The sequence below is a fragment of the Pedobacter sp. 22226 genome (assembly GCF_052045455.1).
GTDB classification, from domain to species: Bacteria; Bacteroidota; Bacteroidia; order Sphingobacteriales; family Sphingobacteriaceae; genus Pedobacter; species Pedobacter jeongneungensis.
The window spans coordinates 580,500-597,305 of record NZ_JBQEPB010000002.1; the positions used below are offsets into that span (position 1 = coordinate 580,500).

At 38.3% G+C, this 16,806-nt stretch carries 18 protein-coding genes; 8 read left to right on the forward strand and 10 right to left on the reverse strand.

Going from position 1 to position 16,806, the window contains the following annotated elements; genetic code table 11:
• Positions 1-41: 41 nt before the first annotated feature.
• The 7 genes from rodA to ACTJKC_RS05940 form a co-directional block, all read right to left on the reverse strand.
• Positions 42-1,307 carry a rod shape-determining protein RodA gene (gene rodA / locus ACTJKC_RS05910; protein WP_440790691.1) on the reverse strand — a complete coding sequence of 422 codons (1,266 nt, stop codon included), beginning with the start codon at positions 1,305-1,307 and terminating at the stop codon, positions 42-44.
• Complete coding sequence (gene mrdA / locus ACTJKC_RS05915; RefSeq protein ID WP_344849221.1) at positions 1,308-3,317, reverse strand: penicillin-binding protein 2; 2,010 nt, start codon at positions 3,315-3,317, stop codon at positions 1,308-1,310.
• Complete coding sequence (locus ACTJKC_RS05920; RefSeq protein ID WP_440790692.1) at positions 3,317-3,832, reverse strand: rod shape-determining protein MreD; 516 nt, start codon at positions 3,830-3,832, stop codon at positions 3,317-3,319. Before ACTJKC_RS05920 ends, mrdA begins: the two co-directional genes overlap by 1 nt.
• Positions 3,825-4,664: a rod shape-determining protein MreC gene (mreC, locus tag ACTJKC_RS05925; protein WP_344849223.1), complete on the reverse strand. Its 840-nt coding sequence runs from the start codon at positions 4,662-4,664 to the stop codon at positions 3,825-3,827. The genes ACTJKC_RS05920 and mreC overlap by 8 nt, the downstream gene beginning before the upstream one ends.
• 85 nt (positions 4,665-4,749) lie before the next feature.
• Positions 4,750-5,772, reverse strand: coding sequence for a rod shape-determining protein (locus tag ACTJKC_RS05930; RefSeq protein ID WP_010601761.1), 1,023 nt, complete (start codon positions 5,770-5,772; stop codon positions 4,750-4,752).
• A gap of 244 nt (positions 5,773-6,016) precedes the next feature.
• Positions 6,017-7,543: a bifunctional phosphoribosylaminoimidazolecarboxamide formyltransferase/IMP cyclohydrolase gene (gene purH / locus ACTJKC_RS05935; protein ID WP_440790693.1), complete on the reverse strand. Its 1,527-nt coding sequence runs from the start codon at positions 7,541-7,543 to the stop codon at positions 6,017-6,019.
• 173 nt (positions 7,544-7,716) lie between these two features.
• On the reverse strand, positions 7,717-8,106 hold the full coding sequence (locus tag ACTJKC_RS05940; RefSeq protein ID WP_440790694.1) for a winged helix-turn-helix transcriptional regulator: 390 nt from the start codon (positions 8,104-8,106) through the stop codon (positions 7,717-7,719).
• A gap of 76 nt (positions 8,107-8,182) precedes the next feature.
• On the opposite strand from ACTJKC_RS05940, the gene ACTJKC_RS05945 reads away from it, so the two are divergent.
• A complete protein-coding gene (locus tag ACTJKC_RS05945; RefSeq protein WP_440790695.1) occupies positions 8,183-9,577 on the forward strand; it encodes an MFS transporter in 1,395 nt (464 codons plus the stop codon).
• Positions 9,578-9,593: 16 nt separating this feature from the next.
• Here the strand turns inward: ACTJKC_RS05945 and purN are convergent, their stop codons facing one another.
• The 3 genes from purN to ACTJKC_RS05960 all read right to left on the reverse strand — a co-directional run bounded on the left by purN (position 9,594) and on the right by ACTJKC_RS05960 (position 11,898).
• The gene (gene purN / locus ACTJKC_RS05950) at positions 9,594-10,172 is read right to left on the reverse strand and encodes a phosphoribosylglycinamide formyltransferase (RefSeq protein WP_344849231.1); all 579 of its coding nucleotides are present in this window, start codon (positions 10,170-10,172) and stop codon (positions 9,594-9,596) included.
• Positions 10,173-10,969: 797 nt separating this feature from the next.
• On the reverse strand, positions 10,970-11,542 hold the full coding sequence (locus ACTJKC_RS05955) for a DUF3289 family protein (RefSeq protein WP_440790696.1): 573 nt from the start codon (positions 11,540-11,542) through the stop codon (positions 10,970-10,972).
• Positions 11,494-11,898: a hypothetical protein gene (locus tag ACTJKC_RS05960; RefSeq protein WP_440790697.1), complete on the reverse strand. Its 405-nt coding sequence runs from the start codon at positions 11,896-11,898 to the stop codon at positions 11,494-11,496. The genes ACTJKC_RS05955 and ACTJKC_RS05960 overlap by 49 nt, the downstream gene beginning before the upstream one ends.
• A 237-nt stretch (positions 11,899-12,135) precedes the next feature.
• Between ACTJKC_RS05960 and rpsT the strand changes: the two genes are divergently transcribed.
• From rpsT to ACTJKC_RS05995, 7 genes are all read left to right on the forward strand, one after another.
• The gene (gene rpsT / locus ACTJKC_RS05965; protein WP_025143290.1) at positions 12,136-12,390 is read left to right on the forward strand and encodes a 30S ribosomal protein S20; all 255 of its coding nucleotides are present in this window, start codon (positions 12,136-12,138) and stop codon (positions 12,388-12,390) included.
• Positions 12,391-12,460: 70 nt separating this feature from the next.
• Positions 12,461-13,159 (forward strand): RadC family protein, encoded by a 699-nt coding sequence (radC, locus tag ACTJKC_RS05970; protein WP_344849239.1) that lies wholly within the window; start codon positions 12,461-12,463, stop codon positions 13,157-13,159.
• Positions 13,160-13,264: 105 nt separating this feature from the next.
• Positions 13,265-14,104 carry an endonuclease/exonuclease/phosphatase family protein gene (locus ACTJKC_RS05975; protein WP_440790698.1) on the forward strand — a complete coding sequence of 280 codons (840 nt, stop codon included), beginning with the start codon at positions 13,265-13,267 and terminating at the stop codon, positions 14,102-14,104.
• A complete protein-coding gene (locus tag ACTJKC_RS05980) occupies positions 14,105-14,869 on the forward strand; it encodes a prolipoprotein diacylglyceryl transferase family protein (protein WP_440790699.1) in 765 nt (254 codons plus the stop codon).
• Positions 14,870-14,874: 5 nt separating this feature from the next.
• Positions 14,875-16,269, forward strand: a complete 1,395-nt coding sequence (locus tag ACTJKC_RS05985; protein WP_440790700.1) for a radical SAM protein — start codon at positions 14,875-14,877, stop codon at positions 16,267-16,269.
• Between the two features lies 1 nt (position 16,270).
• On the forward strand, positions 16,271-16,465 hold the full coding sequence (locus ACTJKC_RS05990) for a hypothetical protein (RefSeq protein WP_344849249.1): 195 nt from the start codon (positions 16,271-16,273) through the stop codon (positions 16,463-16,465).
• A 16-nt stretch (positions 16,466-16,481) separates the two neighbouring features.
• Positions 16,482-16,676, forward strand: a complete 195-nt coding sequence (locus ACTJKC_RS05995; protein ID WP_440790701.1) for a hypothetical protein — start codon at positions 16,482-16,484, stop codon at positions 16,674-16,676.
• Positions 16,677-16,806 lie beyond the last annotated feature (130 nt).

Consider the following 16,806-nt stretch of genomic DNA (forward strand, 5'->3'; position numbering starts at 1 on the left):
CGCGAAATATCGACTCCAGACTAAAGACTCCGGACTCCAGACTAAATAAATCCCATTCGGTTAGAATCCAGCTTTAAAAAGATAAACAACAGTATTGTAAAACTCCAGAGTGATGATCCTCCGTAACTAATAAACGGCAATGGAATCCCGATTACCGGAATAATTCCGATCGTCATCCCAATATTAATAAAAACGTGGAAAAACAGGATACAAGCTACACTATAGCCGTAAACCCTCGAGAAGGTAGATCGCTGCCTTTCTGCCAGATTGATCAACCTGAGCAATAAAAACATGTATAAGCCAATTACAACCGAACAGCCCATAAAGCCCCATTCCTCACCAATAGTAGAGAAAATAAAATCGGTACTTTGTGCAGGTACGTAACCATATTTAGTTTGGGTTCCCTGTAAAAAACCACGACCGGTTGCCTGCCCCGAACCAATGGCAATCTGCGATTGAATTACGTTATAACCTGCACCTTTATTATCAGCTTTAAGACCTAACATTAATTCGATGCGGCTCCGCTGATGGGGTGCTAAAATTTTCTCGTAAGCAATTTTAACAACAAATAAGTAAGCAATCGCGATGATGGTAACTAATACGGTAGAAATGATGATTTTTTGTTTTCTTCTGTTATTATAAATGAAAAGTCCGCCGATGGTGGTAAGGATCAGGATTAATACATAAGTTGGTACCAGGAAATCTGCAACGAACAATACAATCATTCCCAAAAATATCAAAAGAAAATAGCCTGATAAACCCTCACGGTACAAAGGGAACATAAAGGCGAGGAAAACCAATGCCGAACCTGTATCGGGCTGTAGCATAATCAATAAAAGAGGGGCAAGTACAATTAATCCTGCAATTACGATCGATTTAATATCCCTGAATTTAGGGTTAAAGGTACTTACATACCTCGCCAGCAACAATGCAGTACCAAATTTGGCAAACTCTGATGGTTGTAACCTGAAAGAGCCAATGGGGATCCAGGCCTGGTTTCCGCCCACATTTCGGCCCACAAACAGCACCACAACAAGCAGAAAAAGAGTAGCACCATAAATAAAAGGTGCAAATACATTAAATAAGCGCCCATCAAATAATAAGATGGATAAACCTAATATAAGGCCGGTAATTACATAAATTAACTGTTTGCCATAACTGCTTGCAAAATCGAAACCTGCTGCTTTTTCCGGATTGTAAATGGATGCATAAACATTTGTAAAACCAACTGCGCATAAAGCAATGTAAATGAGGACGGTAATCCAGTCTACATTAAAAAAGAAACGGTTTCCCTGTTGTTGTATCATTTACTTATTGTTTACAGGTTTATTGGTTACAAGTGGTGTGCTTAATTTGGGTTTTGTGGCAACTGTTCGTTTTAATATTGCTGGTTTTATTTTCAAACTGTCTTTTATCCTCTTAACGGAGTCAGCCTTTTTTAAGTTTAAACTGTCTAGTTTAGTTAATTTAACCTTTTTTGTTTTATCAATCAGAGCAGGTAAAAGATTGGTTTCGGAGAATGCTTTTACGGTATAACCATTAGAACGTGGTTTAATGGTATCTGTTAAATATTTTTCTACCATGAAACTCGATATCGGGGCAGCGTAAGAACCACCAAAACCACCATTTTCTACAATTACGGCAATGGCAATTTTAGGGTTATCCATTGGTGCAAAACCGATAAAAACCGAGTGGTTTTTGCCATGTGGATTTTGTACCGTACCGGTTTTACCACACATTACAATATTGGGTATCTGCGATTCTTTCGCTGTTCCCCAGGGACTGTTAACTGCATCCCGCATCCCATCAATTACAATCGGGAAATATTTAGCATCCACACCAACATAGTTTTTAACTACATATTCTTTCTTTACCACATTTTTATCGCCTATACCTTTAATTAAGTGGGGTTTTAAATAATAGCCACGGTTGGCAATTGCGGCCATTACGTTTGCCATTTGCAATGGGGTAGAGGTAATTTCTCCCTGACCAATGGCCTGAGAGATTACAGTGGTGTAGCCCCAGCGTTTGCCATAAATTTTATCGTAATGATCGCCCTGATAAAATATTCCCTTTTTTTCGAATGGCATATCAATACCCAATTTCTGGCCAAAACCCCATTTAGCGATCTGCTCGTGCCAGTTGGCATAAGTTTGACGTTGGTTTTTCATGCCGTTTTTGGTAATGATGCTTTGAAAAACATGGCAAAAATAGGTGTTGCAAGATCGTGCAATACCGCGTTGCATGTTAATGGTACCATCTACGTGCTCGCACTTTACTTTATGGTTTCCGGCCATGTAATAACCCGGACAGAAAAATGTCGTATTTGGGTCAATTGCCCCAGCCTGAAGCGCCACCAGGGCATCAACCGGTTTAAATGACGATCCTGGAGAATATTGGCCTGCAATTGGCCTCACAATTTGCGGACGGTAAGGATTTGCAATTAAACTCATGTAGTTTTTGCCCCAATCCTTGCCCACCAGTTGGTTGGGGTCGTATCCCGGGCTGCTTACAAAGGCGAGGATTTCTCCGGTTGAAGGTTCGATGGCAACAATTGCACCTACCTTATTCTTCATCAATTCTTCCCCGAGGCGCTGAATCCTGATGTCTAAGGAAGAGATTAAACGATCTCCTGCTACTGCATTTACATCATATTTCCCGTTGGCGTAGCTGCCCTGGGCGATGTTTTTAGCATCATAAAGTATCCTAGTTTCGCCTTTTTCACCACGTAAAAAATCTTCATAAGACCGTTCCAGACCACTTTTGCCGATAAAATCGCCTGGTTTGTAATAGCCTTCTGAATTTTCAATATCATTCGGACTTACCTCCTTAACATAGCCGAAAAGTTGTCCGGCAATACTATCTGGATAATGTCTGATGGTTCTGTCCTGCGTTCTGAAACCCGGGAAACGGTACATAATTTCCTGCAGGCGGGCATAACTCTGCACAGAGATCTGACGTTCGAAAAATGTAGCCTGGTAATTCGACTGCGCCCTTGCTTTTTTCAGCTTTTTGCGGACATCCTCAACAGTGATTTCTAAAGCGTTGGCCAATCCAAGGGTATCGAAGGGCTTAACTTCATTTGGGGTAACCATTAAATCGTAAACGGGTTCGTTCTGCACAATTACCTTCATGTTCCGGTCGAGGATGGCACCACGCGCAGGGTATTTGTATATTTTGCGCAATACGTTACTTTCGGCAGAGCTGAAGGCCTTGTCGCTAATGATCTGGATATAGAATAACTTCCCTAATAAAATCAGGGCGATTACAATAAATAATCCTTGAACGATATATTTCCGGTTAAATAACTGATCCATTAACGTGGTGTTCTTCTATAGAATATAAACTCTACCAATAAAATAATAAGCAGTGTAAAGACACAACTTAAGCCGCATCTCATTAAGGTATAACCTACTTCGGTTAGCCTGAATGTTTCTAAAAAGAACAGCACGAAATGATGTGCAATAACGCAGAGAAAAGCATAAAGTGAAAACCATTGGAAACCCATATAACTTAACGAAGGTTCGGGGTCGTCAATTGCGTCGCGGTTTAAACTTATTGATATAAAAGAAATCCTGACGAAAGCCAATACCACACAGGCCGTAGCATGTACGCCCATGGTATCGTAAAAGGCATCGAGGGTTAATCCTGTTCCGAAAGCCAGTAAATACAATACAATATTTGGAATGCCAAAGGGAAGCAGGAGTAAAAACAATACGTAAATGAATGGCGTAGAAAGATCGTAAAAGCCCATATTCTTGAGCAGGAATATCTGCACAAAAAGTAGCAAAAACCACCTGATCACATTTACAATTATGATTCTACTATTCATTCGGTTTAACGATGCCTTCTAAAGCTTTTTGCTCTTCAGCCTTTTTATATTTAACCACATATACATATTGCAATGTGCTAAAATCTGTAAATAAATTCAATTCGCCTGATAAGAAATTATCATTGGTGGCTACATTTGGCTTGCTGATCCTTCCCACCAAAATCCCTTTCGGAAAGGATGCAAAACCGGAAGTAACTATGGTATCGCCCACATACATTTTAATGTGATTGGGTACTTCCTTGATAAATGCCTTTTTGATATCGAAATTACCATCGCCCCAAACCAGCGAGCCCAAAGCGTTATTCTTTTTTAAAGTCACACTTATTTTAGTGTCTTTGTGTAAAAGCGACTGGATAGTTGCGAGGTGTTCAGAAACATCACGAATGAAGCCAACCACGCCTTTTTGCGGTGCAATAACGGCCATTCCCGCTTTAATTCCATCTATGCTGCCTTTATTAATCGTCATGATGTTATTGCGTAAAGTAATGGAGTTCTTAATCACTTTAGCGGCCAAATAGGTGTAATCCTGATTGGTGAGGGTATCTATAACCTTAACATCTTTGGCGGTATCAACAGTGGTTAAGCTTAATAGTTTACTTTTAAGCTTGGCATTTTCTGCGGCAAGGCTATCATTTACCATCCCTAAGTTTAAATAACGTTTAAAAACATTTAACCTTTCGTAAGCGGTACCCACAACTTCATTGGTAGAGTTTAAAGTTACGCTGCGCTGATAGGAGTTGTTCTTCACCGTCAGGTAAAGCCCAATAGTAAAAAAGATAATAAACAGGAAAAATGCGTTGTATCTGCTGATGAAAATCCAAAGGTTACGCATTGCTCATGAGATATGAGATGTAAGATATTAGATATGAGTTTGGATAATTAGTCTCAAATCTCATATCTAATATCTCAAATCTAGGTTATTGCATTAAGAATTTATATCCGCCGATGTTTTTAAGGGCGATGCCGGTTCCGCGTACTACCGCACGAAGCGGATCTTCGGCAACGTGAACAGGTAATTTTGTTTTAGCAGCCACACGTTTATCTAAACCTCTCAGCAAAGCACCACCACCTGTTAAATAGATACCGGTTTGGTAAATATCTGCAGAAAGTTCTGGAGGCGTAATCTCTAAAGCTTTCAAAATCGCTTCTTCAATTTTAGAGATCGATTTATCTAAACAGTGTGCAATTTCGGTATAAGAAACGGTGATCTGTTTTGGAACTCCTGTCATTAAATCACGGCCCTGAACGGCAAAATCAGCTGGGGCATCCTGTAATTCAGGTAAAGCTGCACCAACTTCAATCTTGATTTTCTCAGCAGTACGGTCGCCGATCATAATATTATGCTGACGGCGGATGTAGTTTACGATATCAGAATCGAAGTTATCTCCGGCCACGCGGATCGATTGATCGCAAACGATACCAGATAAAGCAATAACCGCAATTTCCGTGGTACCCCCGCCTATATCGATGATCATGTTACCCATTGGCTCTTCCACATCAATTCCGATACCTACAGCAGCAGCCATTGGCTCGTGAATTAAATATACTTCTTTTGCACCTGCAATCTCCGCAGAGTCGCGCACGGCACGTTTTTCTACCTCAGTGATACCAGATGGAATACAAATTACCATACGTAAAGAAGGGAACATCCATCCTTTACCGCCATTAAGCATACGGATCATGCCTTTAATCATCGCTTCAGCAGCGTTGAAATCAGCAATTACCCCATCTTTTAATGGACGAACGGTTTTAATGTTATCGTGGGTTTTACCCTCCATTTGCATTGCCTGACGACCTATAGCAATGACTTTGTTTGTAGTACGATCGAAAGCAACGATAGATGGCTCATCTACAACTACTTTGTCGTTATGTATAATCAGGGTATTCGCAGTGCCTAAATCGATGGCAACTTCTTGCGTAAACCAGTTAAATAATCCCATGTATAAGGTATGTTTTCTTTATTTTGTCAAATCTATACTATTCCTAATGTAAAAATAGCTTTTTTATTGTTTTAAGTTTTATTTTCTTCAGTTATTGAATTGTTTTTAAGGCAATTAAAATGTGTGGAAAATAAAAAGGCGAAAGACCAAAGCTGAAAGACCAAAGCTAAAAGACTAAAGCGATTTGCAATGTGCTTTCAGCATTTCTTCGCTTTAAGCTTTGGTCTTTATCCTTTCAGCTTAATTAGTGTTTAAAGTGTCTTACCCCGGTAGTTACCATGGCAATACCTTTTTCATTTGCTTTTGCAACAGAATCAGCATCTTTAATCGATCCGCCTGGTTGCAGTACAGCAGTAATGCCGGCATCGGCAGCAATCTCCACACAATCAGGGAAAGGGAAAAATGCATCAGAAGCCATAGCGGCACCTTTAACGCTGAAACCGAACGAAGCGGCTTTTTCAATCGCTTGTCTTAACGCATCAACACGCGAAGTCTGTCCAACGCCGCTTGCAATCAGCACATCATCCTTAACCAATACGATGGTGTTCGATTTAGTATGTTTTACAATTTTATTGGCGAAGAATAAATCTTTCAGTTCTTGTTCGGTTGGTGCTTTTTCGGTAACGGTTGTCATTTGCTCCGGACCTTCGATAATTAAATCTTTATCCTGCTCAATTACACCGTTTAATAAAGTTTTAAATTGTTTTTTGCTTAATTCTACCTCATTACGCTGTAAAATAACGCGGTTTTTCTTTTTGCTGAACAATTCTACCGCTTCTGGCTGGTAAGAAGGTGCAATTAATACTTCGAAAAACAGGTTGTTAATTTCTTCTGCCGTTTCAAGGTCAACTTCTACATTGGTAATCAATACACCACCAAAAGCTGAAACCGGATCGCAGGCCAAAGCATCAACCCAGGCTTGTTTAACGGTAGGGCGTGAAGCAATACCACAGGCATTTGTATGTTTTAAAATCGCAAAAGTCGGATCTTCGAATTCGTCGATTAAAGCAACGGCTGCATCTACATCAACCAGGTTATTGTACGAAAGCTCTTTACCGTTCAGTTTGGTAAACATGGCATCTAAATCGCCATAAAATACACCACCCTGGTGAGGGTTTTCGCCATAACGTAAAGTTTTAGCTTCTGTTACACTCTGTTTAAAAACATCAAGTGGTTCTTCCGTATTAAAATAGTTGAAAATTGCAGTATCGTAGTGTGAAGAAGTATGGAAAGCTGTTTTAGCAAACGATTTACGTTGTGCCAGAGTTGTTTCGCCATTTTGTGCTTCTAACTGGGCCTGTAAAGTAGGGTAATCATTTTTAGAAGCGATAATTACCACATCGTTAAAGTTTTTCGCCGCAGCACGGATTAAAGAAATACCACCGATATCGATTTTTTCGATAATTTCTTCCGGTGTTCCGCCTGCTTTTACGGTTTCTTCAAAAGGGTATAAATCAACAATAACAAGGTCAATCTCAGGGATCTCATATTCAGCAATCTGCTCCTGGTCTCCGGCTAATGCCCTGCGGTTTAAAATTCCACCAAAAACTTTCGGATGTAAAGTTTTAACACGTCCGCCCAAAATAGAAGGGTAACCGGTTAAATCTTCAACTGCCGTAACCGGAAGATTTAAATCTTTAATAAATTGTTCTGTTCCACCGGTAGAAAATAACTGCACACCCTGTGCGGCTAACAATTTTACCAATGGCTCCAAACCATCTTTATAATATACTGAGATTAAAGCGTTTTTGATTTTGATTGATTGACTCATTCTACTGAAAATTTTGAGCCGCAAAGGTAGTAAAACAGGGGCATTTATTTAGGTGCCAAAATCAATAAAAATGAAATTATTTGCAGATTTTACTTCACCCTTTATTTTTTCTCTTTTGTTGCTCATTTTAGCTTCTGATTGTGTACGTAAAATTTAGGTTACCTCTTTGTGTTTCATTGCTTTATCCGGAATTTTTTAGGTTTGGTGTTTGTTTGGAAATTTGCGTACCAATCTTCTAAAACACCTATAACCGGAAGGAGGGTTTTTCCTACATCGGTAAGTTTATATTCTACCCGGGGCGGAGATTCTGCAAAAGCTTCCCGGATAGTAAGTCCGTCGCGTTCCATTTCTTTAAGCTGGGTAGTTAATGGTCCCTGACTTAAGAAATGCATTTCGCGTTTAAGCTCTCCGAACCTTTTTGGGCATTTGGCCGCGATTGCCTTAATGAGCATAATTTTCCATTTGCCGCCAATCACCTTAAATACACCCGTCAACGGAGCGTCATTTAAAAATAAATCCCCATTTATAAGTGCTTCATGTTCATTATTAGTACTGTTTTGCATACCTAGTACTGTTTAGGTGACTACTTGATTACCGTTAAAGGCTTTTCTTCCTTTGAATTTTAAATATAAGAAAAGCATGAAAAAATACAGAAAATGGTTGGTGTTCCTGATTGTTTGTTCGGCTATATTTTTATCCGTTTTGGATCTGTTTATAGTAAATGTAGCGCTCCCGTCTATTAAAACAGGAATTAAAGGAACAGATGCTGATATGCAGTTGGTAATTGTGATGTATATTATAGGTTACGCTTCATTTTTAATTACCGGCGGCCGTGCCGGCGAGTATTTTGGAAAGAAAAAAGTGTTTTTAACCGGAATGCTGATCTTTACCATTGCTTCTTTATCCTGTGGTTTGGCACAATCGGCTGTTCAGTTAAATGTTGCCCGTTTTATACAGGGGATTAGTGCTGCATTTATGGTACCTCAGGGTATTGCTTTTATCCCTGATTTATTTCCTGATCCAACTAAGCGGACGAAGATGCTGTGGGTTTATGGCAGTATTGCGGGTATTGCTTCCGTTGCTGGCCAGTTTCTTGGCGGGTTGATTCCTGATCTGGAAATTATTCCCCAGGGCTGGCGGCTGGTTTTTTTAATCAATGTGCCTATCGGATTAACCGCAGTAGTATTGGGGCTTAAATACCTTAAAGCATTGCCCGTAAAAACCAATGGAAAATTTGATTTTACCGGCAGTATATTATTAATGTTAACATTAACGACATTGATTTATCCACTAATACAAGGAAGGGAGCTGAATTGGCCTGTTTGGAGTATTTTACTTTTGTTTTTATCGGTAGTGTTGTTGCTTGTATTTATTTATTACCAACGACTGAATATAAGAATGGGAAAGAGTCTGCTGATTAGTCTTAGTCTCTTTAAAAATTTCGATTTCAGGATGGGGTTGTTGATTTCCCTGTTTTATTACCTCGTTCAGGATTCTTACTTTTTAATTAATACTGTGAATTTACAAAATGGTATGGGTGTTAGTTCAGCCTGTACAGGGATGTATTTTGTTTGCCAGGGGGTAGGTTACGTCGTTGCATCTGTGTTTTTTACACCACTGGTGGCCCGCTATGGCAAGTATGTTTCACTTACAGGGTCGCTTATTATGATTTTAGCGCTCGTTTTCCATTTGATTATATTTAATTTAAATGAGGTACCTCAACTATATATCATACTGGTGTTGTTTACATATGGAGTGGGCTGTGGCACGATTTTACCTTCTTTAATGACGATAGCCTTAAAAAGTATCCCGGAAAAAATGATGGGTGCCTCATCAGGCATATATTTAACACTACAACAGGTCTCGGTAGCCTTTGGGGTTGCCATTGTAGGCGGTGTTTTCTTTAATCAGCTTCAAATGCCCCTGGCAGCACCGTATCCTGTGGCATACCAATGGGCAACTTTGATTAATATCGGGTTTCTGGTGATTGTTAGCGTATTATTATTCTTTGCGCCAAAAACAAAGCACACCTGATTAAGTTGAGATCAGATTACTTTTTTATCTTTTTTACAAGTGTTTCCACTATCCGCGGATAATGTTGGTGTTCGAGCTGCTGACCTTTAAACTTTACCATTTCGAGGTTATCATTTTTGTCGATCCGGTAACGGGCCTGGTAAATGTATTCGCCTTCATCGTAGTTTTCATCTACATAGTGAATGGTGATTCCGCCCTCAGTTTCACCGGCGGCCATTACCGCATGGTGCACATGATCACCATACATGCCCTTGCCACCAAATTTAGGCAGAATTGCAGGATGGATATTTACAATGCGGCCCGGGTACGCATCGATCAGGTTTTTAGGGATTAACCAAAGGAAACCAGCCAGTACAACGAAATCGATCTCAAGATTTTTGAGCAGATCCACCACCTCATCAGTTTTATAAAATTCGTTTTTGTCGAAAATGTGGGTTGGGATTTCGAAATTATCAGCCCTTTGCAGCACATAAGCCTCGGCATTATTAGTTAGCACCAAAGAAATTTCAATTTCGTTACTCCGTTTAAAATGCTCCATCAGTTTTTGGGCATTAGAGCCAGAACCTGATGCAAAGATGGCGATACGTTTTTTCACAAATATTTTTTTTCAAAAATAGCATTTTTTGTAGTTAATGGTAATGTTTTGTTTGATTGACTATTTATGGTTTACTAATATGTATTAGCCCCAATATTTTTCGATTTGTAATTTTTAAAAGCGGGTTAAGCTCCGCCGTAGCCATCAAACATATAGATAGGATTTAATAAGTCTAGTTTATAAGCTCTGGGGATTTTTGTCAAGCAACCATATTATTAGCAAAATGAATAAAGTAAATGTTGTAAATAGCGTATAAGGCTTAGTAAAATTTAGTTTTTCTATTTTTATTGACTTGTAGATTAATAATAGAGAAAAAATAACTAACGGGATTGAAAGATAAAACATCGATGTTAATGCGGATGCCATGTCGTCACTAAAAAAAATCCAGTTATTGCTGTACCATCTTGTCCAAACTTTTGGTTTAAGATTTTTTTCTGCCAGATAATCTGTCCATACATCCTTATTTAAGAAGGTATCAATTTTAAAAGTAGTCTCGTCAACTACAAAATATCTTGCTTCATTAACCGGAGTGTAAATGGTATCTTTTTCGCCTATGATGTGATTTTTATAAAAAAACCAGCGATTTAAATTGTCGATCTGATCACCATTTTTTAGATATATCGCATTACCCGAAAAATTGTTAATTTCATTTGAGCCGGGTGTTTTTGCCGACCAGTCAGCTAATCCAATCCCGGCATATAAAGGGATAGGTATAATAAAACAGAGTAGGATAATATTAAATTTTATAATTCTGTTCCTCATTTTTTTTAGGGGATTTTACTGCCAAATTAAATTTTTTAAAATTTGTCGTTGATAATGTGGTTAAATTTAAATGCTGTTCTAAAAGGTTTGTAGCCCCTTTGTCTCTGTAATATCCAAAATGCAATTAATCCTTGCATGCCTAAACTTGCAGTAAATGATGCGTTTGAAATATCTGATTCGTTGATGCCAAATTGGTCGTATATAGTAATCTCAAATTCTGCCCGATATTTAAAATCATTTCGATGATGTAGTTTGTTAAATTGATAGTGAATATCTTTTAAAATAACATCTAATTGTTGTACCCCTCCAACTAATACCTTTAATGCAGTACTATCATTATAAGAAATCCCGAATGGAAAATTTTTTAAATCAGATCTTTTCTTCTGATTTTCCTTTAAAGAATGAATCAGGGTGAAATCATAAGTACTTATTGCCATTTTTTGTCTAAAAGCTGTGCTGATCTCTTTAATTAATAATTTGAAAGATTGTTGCGATAGCATTAAAGTACTTAATTCAATGGTATCGTTAAAATCTTTGCCGTTTCCGGTTTTAAGATGGTTTACAATTTTATCAGCAATCTTTTTATAGGTGTCGCCCCATAAGCCCATATGCAAAGTTTGTTTAAGGCATTAAAGAGCATGGTGTCGCTTTGTGTAAGCATTGTATGGTATTGGCCTGAAATAGCTATTTTGCTTTTCATGCCATGTTCTATTGGTATATTCTCGTATTTTGGAACTTCTAAATATTGTTTTAGCTTGCCGCTTTTGGGGATTGCATTCACAGAGCTTATACTATCATCCCGTTTTCCTGTATTGCCTTCACTATGTATAAGTTGAGGCATATTAAATCTTACGGTATCACTTAATTGCCTTTCAAGATTTTTAGTAATAGTACTGTCTTGGGTGTGCTGCGATTTTAATCTTTGAGTGTTTCTATTAATTTCTGTATTGAGGTAGGCATGCATGTTTGATGTTCAATTAAAAGTACAAAATATATCGTAAAAACGCTAAAATTTATTTGGTTATCCGGAGGACTATGTAAGCTTATTTGCCAACAGTTAGGTTGCTTTTATTTTGTTTTCTTTAGTTTCAGAAATTTGTTTTAAAAAAAGTTAAAAGTGTTTGTAATTTAAAAACATTAATCCTATATTTGCAACCCGAATTATAGGAAACGAATAAGAAAAATAAAAGGCTAAATAGAAATGGCAAATCATAAATCTTCATTAAAAAGAATTAGAGCAAACGCAACAAAACGTTTACGTAACAGATATCAGGCAAAAACTACACGTACTTTCATTAAAAGATTACGTGCTGCAGAAGATAAAAAAACTGCATCTGATTTATTGCCTAAAGTAATCTCTATGTTAGATCGTTTAGCTAAAAAGAATGTTATCCACAAAAACAAAGCGGCAAACAATAAATCGAAATTAACGAAATTCGTTAGCGGTTTAAAATAAGCCAATTTTTTTACGATATTAGCAAAGGCATCCCAACCAAAAGTTGGGATGCCTTTTTTTTGTCGAAAAAATGAAACCATACGAACAGAAATTAGGGGTGAAATTATGGGCTGAAGAAGATCGCCCGCGTGAAAAACTTTTACTGCATGGTAGAAGGCATTTAACTGATGCCGAACTTATTGCAATTTTAATTGGCTCAGGAAGTAAAACTGAAACAGTGGTAGATCTGAGCAAAAGGATTCTGGCTTTTTATGATAATAACCTCACCCGGCTTGGCAAAGCATCCATTCAGGATCTTTCCAGGTTTAAAGGCATTGGCGAGGCAAAAGCCCTAACCATTATGGCTGCACTCGAACTCGGCCTGCGACGAAAAGAAACTGCTGAAGAAGAGGTTACCCAGATTACCACTTCCGGCGATGTTTACAGGTACATGCATCATACCTTTGCCAACCTCAACCACGAAGAATTCTGGATACTTTTGCTCAACAGGTCTAACCGCATTATTGGGAAATTTCTGATCAGTAAAGGGGGGCAGGCGGGTACAATAGCCGATCCGAAAATTATTTTTAAAACCGCTTTAGAGAACAATGCGGCAAATATCGTACTAACCCATAACCATCCTTCAGGAAGTTTAAAGCCCAGTGAAAGTGACGACAAACTAACTAAAGATATGGTTGCTTCAGGCAATTTGCTTACCCTCTTCGTGGTAGATCACGTTATTTTCGCCAATAACCGCTACTACAGTTATAAGGACGAAGATTTAATTTAAAAGATATTTCATTGTTAAAATACAATTAACCTTAATTTAGTATTATCGCAGCTTAAATTTATAATCTTCCGGAGAGTGCCGGAAATAAAAAAGCATAAGTATAATATGAATAGTTTAAAAATCATCCCTGTTTTTCTTTTATTAACCGTTTTTGCTTTTGCTCAAAAAGCGGCTGTGCCCATTAATATTATTACTTATAATATCCGTTTAAATGTAGCTTCCGATGGCGTTAATGCCTGGCCGAACCGAAAAGATAATGTAAAGGCGCTGGTTAAATTTCATGATGCCGATATTCTTTGTGTGCAGGAAGCTTTGCCTGAGCAGTTTGATGCGCTGATCGAAAATTCCAATTTCGATGTAGTGGGCGTTGGCCGTGATGATGGCAAAAGAAAAGGCGAATTTTCTGCGGTATATTTTGATAAAGACCGTTTTACTAAAAAAGATGGCGGAACTTTTTGGCTGTCGCAAACACCTGATGTGCCTTCAAAAGGCTGGGATGCCGCTTTAAACCGGGTGTGTAGCTGGGTTAAACTGTACGACAAATTGAACAAGAAAGAATTTATCGTTTTTAATACCCATTACGATCATATTGGCGTTCAGGCGAGGATTGAATCGGCTAAATTGCTGAAACAGAAAATCCAGCAAATCGCACCAACATTGCCTGTTATTTTTACCGGCGATTTAAATGTAACGCCCGAAACAGAAGCCATCGCAACCATTAAATCTTTTCTAACCGATGCAAAAGAGGTTTCTGTAGAAACACCTTACGGTCCGGCAGGTACTTTTAACGGTTTTCATTTCGATAGCGACCTGAAAGACCGTATCGATTACGTTTTTGTGAACAAAAGTTTTAAAGTGCAAAAGTTTGCCGTTTTAACAGATAGTAAAGATAAAAGGTATTATTCTGACCACTTACCTGTATTTTGCCGTTTATTCTTTAAATAAATGCTGTTAAAATCTGCATCACCATTTCCTTTTCAATTCGAACTTTTCGGAGAACAATATCATTATCACTATATTTTCGAAACACTGGCATTTATTGTTGGTGTAAGGCTGTATTACTATTATAAAAAGGGAATTGCAGACCCGATTTCGGATGAAAACAGGCTTTGGATAATGTTGGGGGCAATGGTTGGTGCATTAATCGGCTCGCGGATAATTGCCGTACTCGAAACCCCCGAGGTAATCCATCACCTAACTTTTTCAGTCCTCTATCAAAGTAAAACTATTATTGGCGGATTACTTGGCGGCCTGTTTGGTGTAGAATTAATCAAAAAAATAATCGGAGTTAATATCGCTTCCGGAGATATTTATGTAATCCCCATTTTGGTGGCACTGATTATTGGCCGGATCGGTTGCTTTTCGATGGGGATTGACGAGCCAACTCATGGTGTGCCTACTCGCTTTTTTACGGGCATGGATCTGGGTGATGGCATCCTTCGGCATCCCATTATGCTCTACGAAATAATCTATCTATTGCTTTTGATTTTCCTTTTTAATCTCTTAAAACATAAAGAACTGATTAATGGCGACCGCTTTAAATTATTGATGGTATTGTATTTCCTGTTCCGTTTTTTAATCGAATTTTTAAAACCTTATCATTCATTATTTTTAAATTTAAGCAGCATTCATTGGTCGGCATTGTTTATTTTTATCTATTATTATAAATTCATCATCAGGATTTTTAAAAAGATAGCTACTAAACAATAAACGCCATGGCCAATACCAGAGATTATATTTATTACGATTATACCAAAAGTCTTTGCCCCGAATGTTTACAGCTTTGCGATGCGAAAATTGTTTTTCAGGACGCCAAAGTGTTCATGCTGAAAAACTGCAGAACGCATGGCGATAGTAAAGTAATGATTGCTGATGATGTAGATTATTATAAACAGATCCGGAATTATAACAAACAGTCGGAAATGCCGCTTAAGTTTAATACCAAAGTGCATTATGGCTGCCCTTACGATTGTGGTTTATGTACCGACCACGAACAGCATTCTTGTTTAACCGTGATTGAAGTTACCGATCGTTGTAACCTGGCCTGCCCAACCTGTTACGCCATGTCATCTCCAAGTTATGGCCGGCATAGAACTCTGGCAGAAATAGAACGGATGATGGATGTGGTGGTGGCCAACGAGGGCGAACCCGATGTGGTTCAGCTTTCAGGTGGGGAACCGACGGTACATCCTGAATTTTTTAAGATTTTAGACCTCGCCAAAACAAAGCCCATTAAACACCTGATGGTAAATACAAACGGGATCAGGATAGCGAAAGACATCAAATTTGTAGAGAAACTGGCCGGTTATATGCCCGATTTTGAAATTTACCTGCAGTTTGATAGTTTCAGTCCTGAAGTGTTAACTAAATTACGTGGCGAAGACCTGACCGAAGTAAGAAGAAAAGCTATCGATCATTTAAATCAGTTCAATGTATCTACTACTTTAGTGGTTACCTTGCAAAATGGTTTAAACGACCATGAAATTGGCGATATTCTGGATTATGCACTAAAACAGAAATGTGTTCGAGGTGTAACCTTTCAGCCTACGCAGGTTGCCGGGCGAAATGATGATTATAACGATCAGCAGGGAAGGATTACCCTGACCGAGGTGCGAAGAAAAATTTATGAGCAATGCCCAACCTTTACCCCGCAGGATTTAATTCCTGTGCCTTGCAATCCCGATGCGCTTTGCATGGCTTATGCCTTAAAAATTGGTGATGAGGTAATCCCGATGACACATTTGATCAATCCTGAAGATTTACTAAACAATTCGAAAAACACCATCGTTTTCGAACATGATGAAAAATTGAAAGAACACATGCTTAATTTGTTTAGCACAGGTGTTTCTGTTGATTGTGCCGAAGATACCTTTGGCGAACTGATGTGCTGCCTGCCGAGGGTAAAATCCGACAATTTAAGTTACGATAATTTATTCCGGATCATCATCATGAACTTTATGGATCCGCTGGATTTTGATGTGCGTGCGGTTAAAAAATCATGTGTGCACATCGTGAGCGATAAATATAAAATGGTACCTTTCGAAACCATGAATATTTTTTACCGCGACAATAAAATAGATCTGATCAGGGAAAAATTAAATATGAATTAATATGGGTGGTTTATTCGGCTTATTTGTAATTTATTGTCTTACCGCAGTCGTGCTTTTTGTGGTGGGGATTATTCAGGTTATCATTAAATCATCAAGAAATGAACCTGTAAAACCCGGACTAAAATTAATTATCATTTCGGTAATTATGGTGGTAATCGGTTTTGGTGCCTGCGCCGTACTGCTTGCCAACAGTTAATCATCAGTTTAAACTAATGGAACTTTTTATCGTATATTGGATAGTAGCCGTGTTGCTATTTATAGTGGGGATCATTCAGATGATCATCAAAGCAGCAAAAAATCAGCCCGTAAAATCCGGACTAAAATTGGTTATTGCCTCAGTTATTATGCTGGTAATCGGAGCAGGGGCATGTGCCGTAATTCTATCCAATTTAAATATTAGCCATTAGTCATTTTTATTATGAAGATAGTGGGTTTAACTTTCTCCTTTGGGCTTTAAATAATATCTTTGCGTTTTATAATTCTTGAACTAAGGTTTTAGCGCTTGCATGCCTCAAATCTCATGTCTAGGATCTCAAA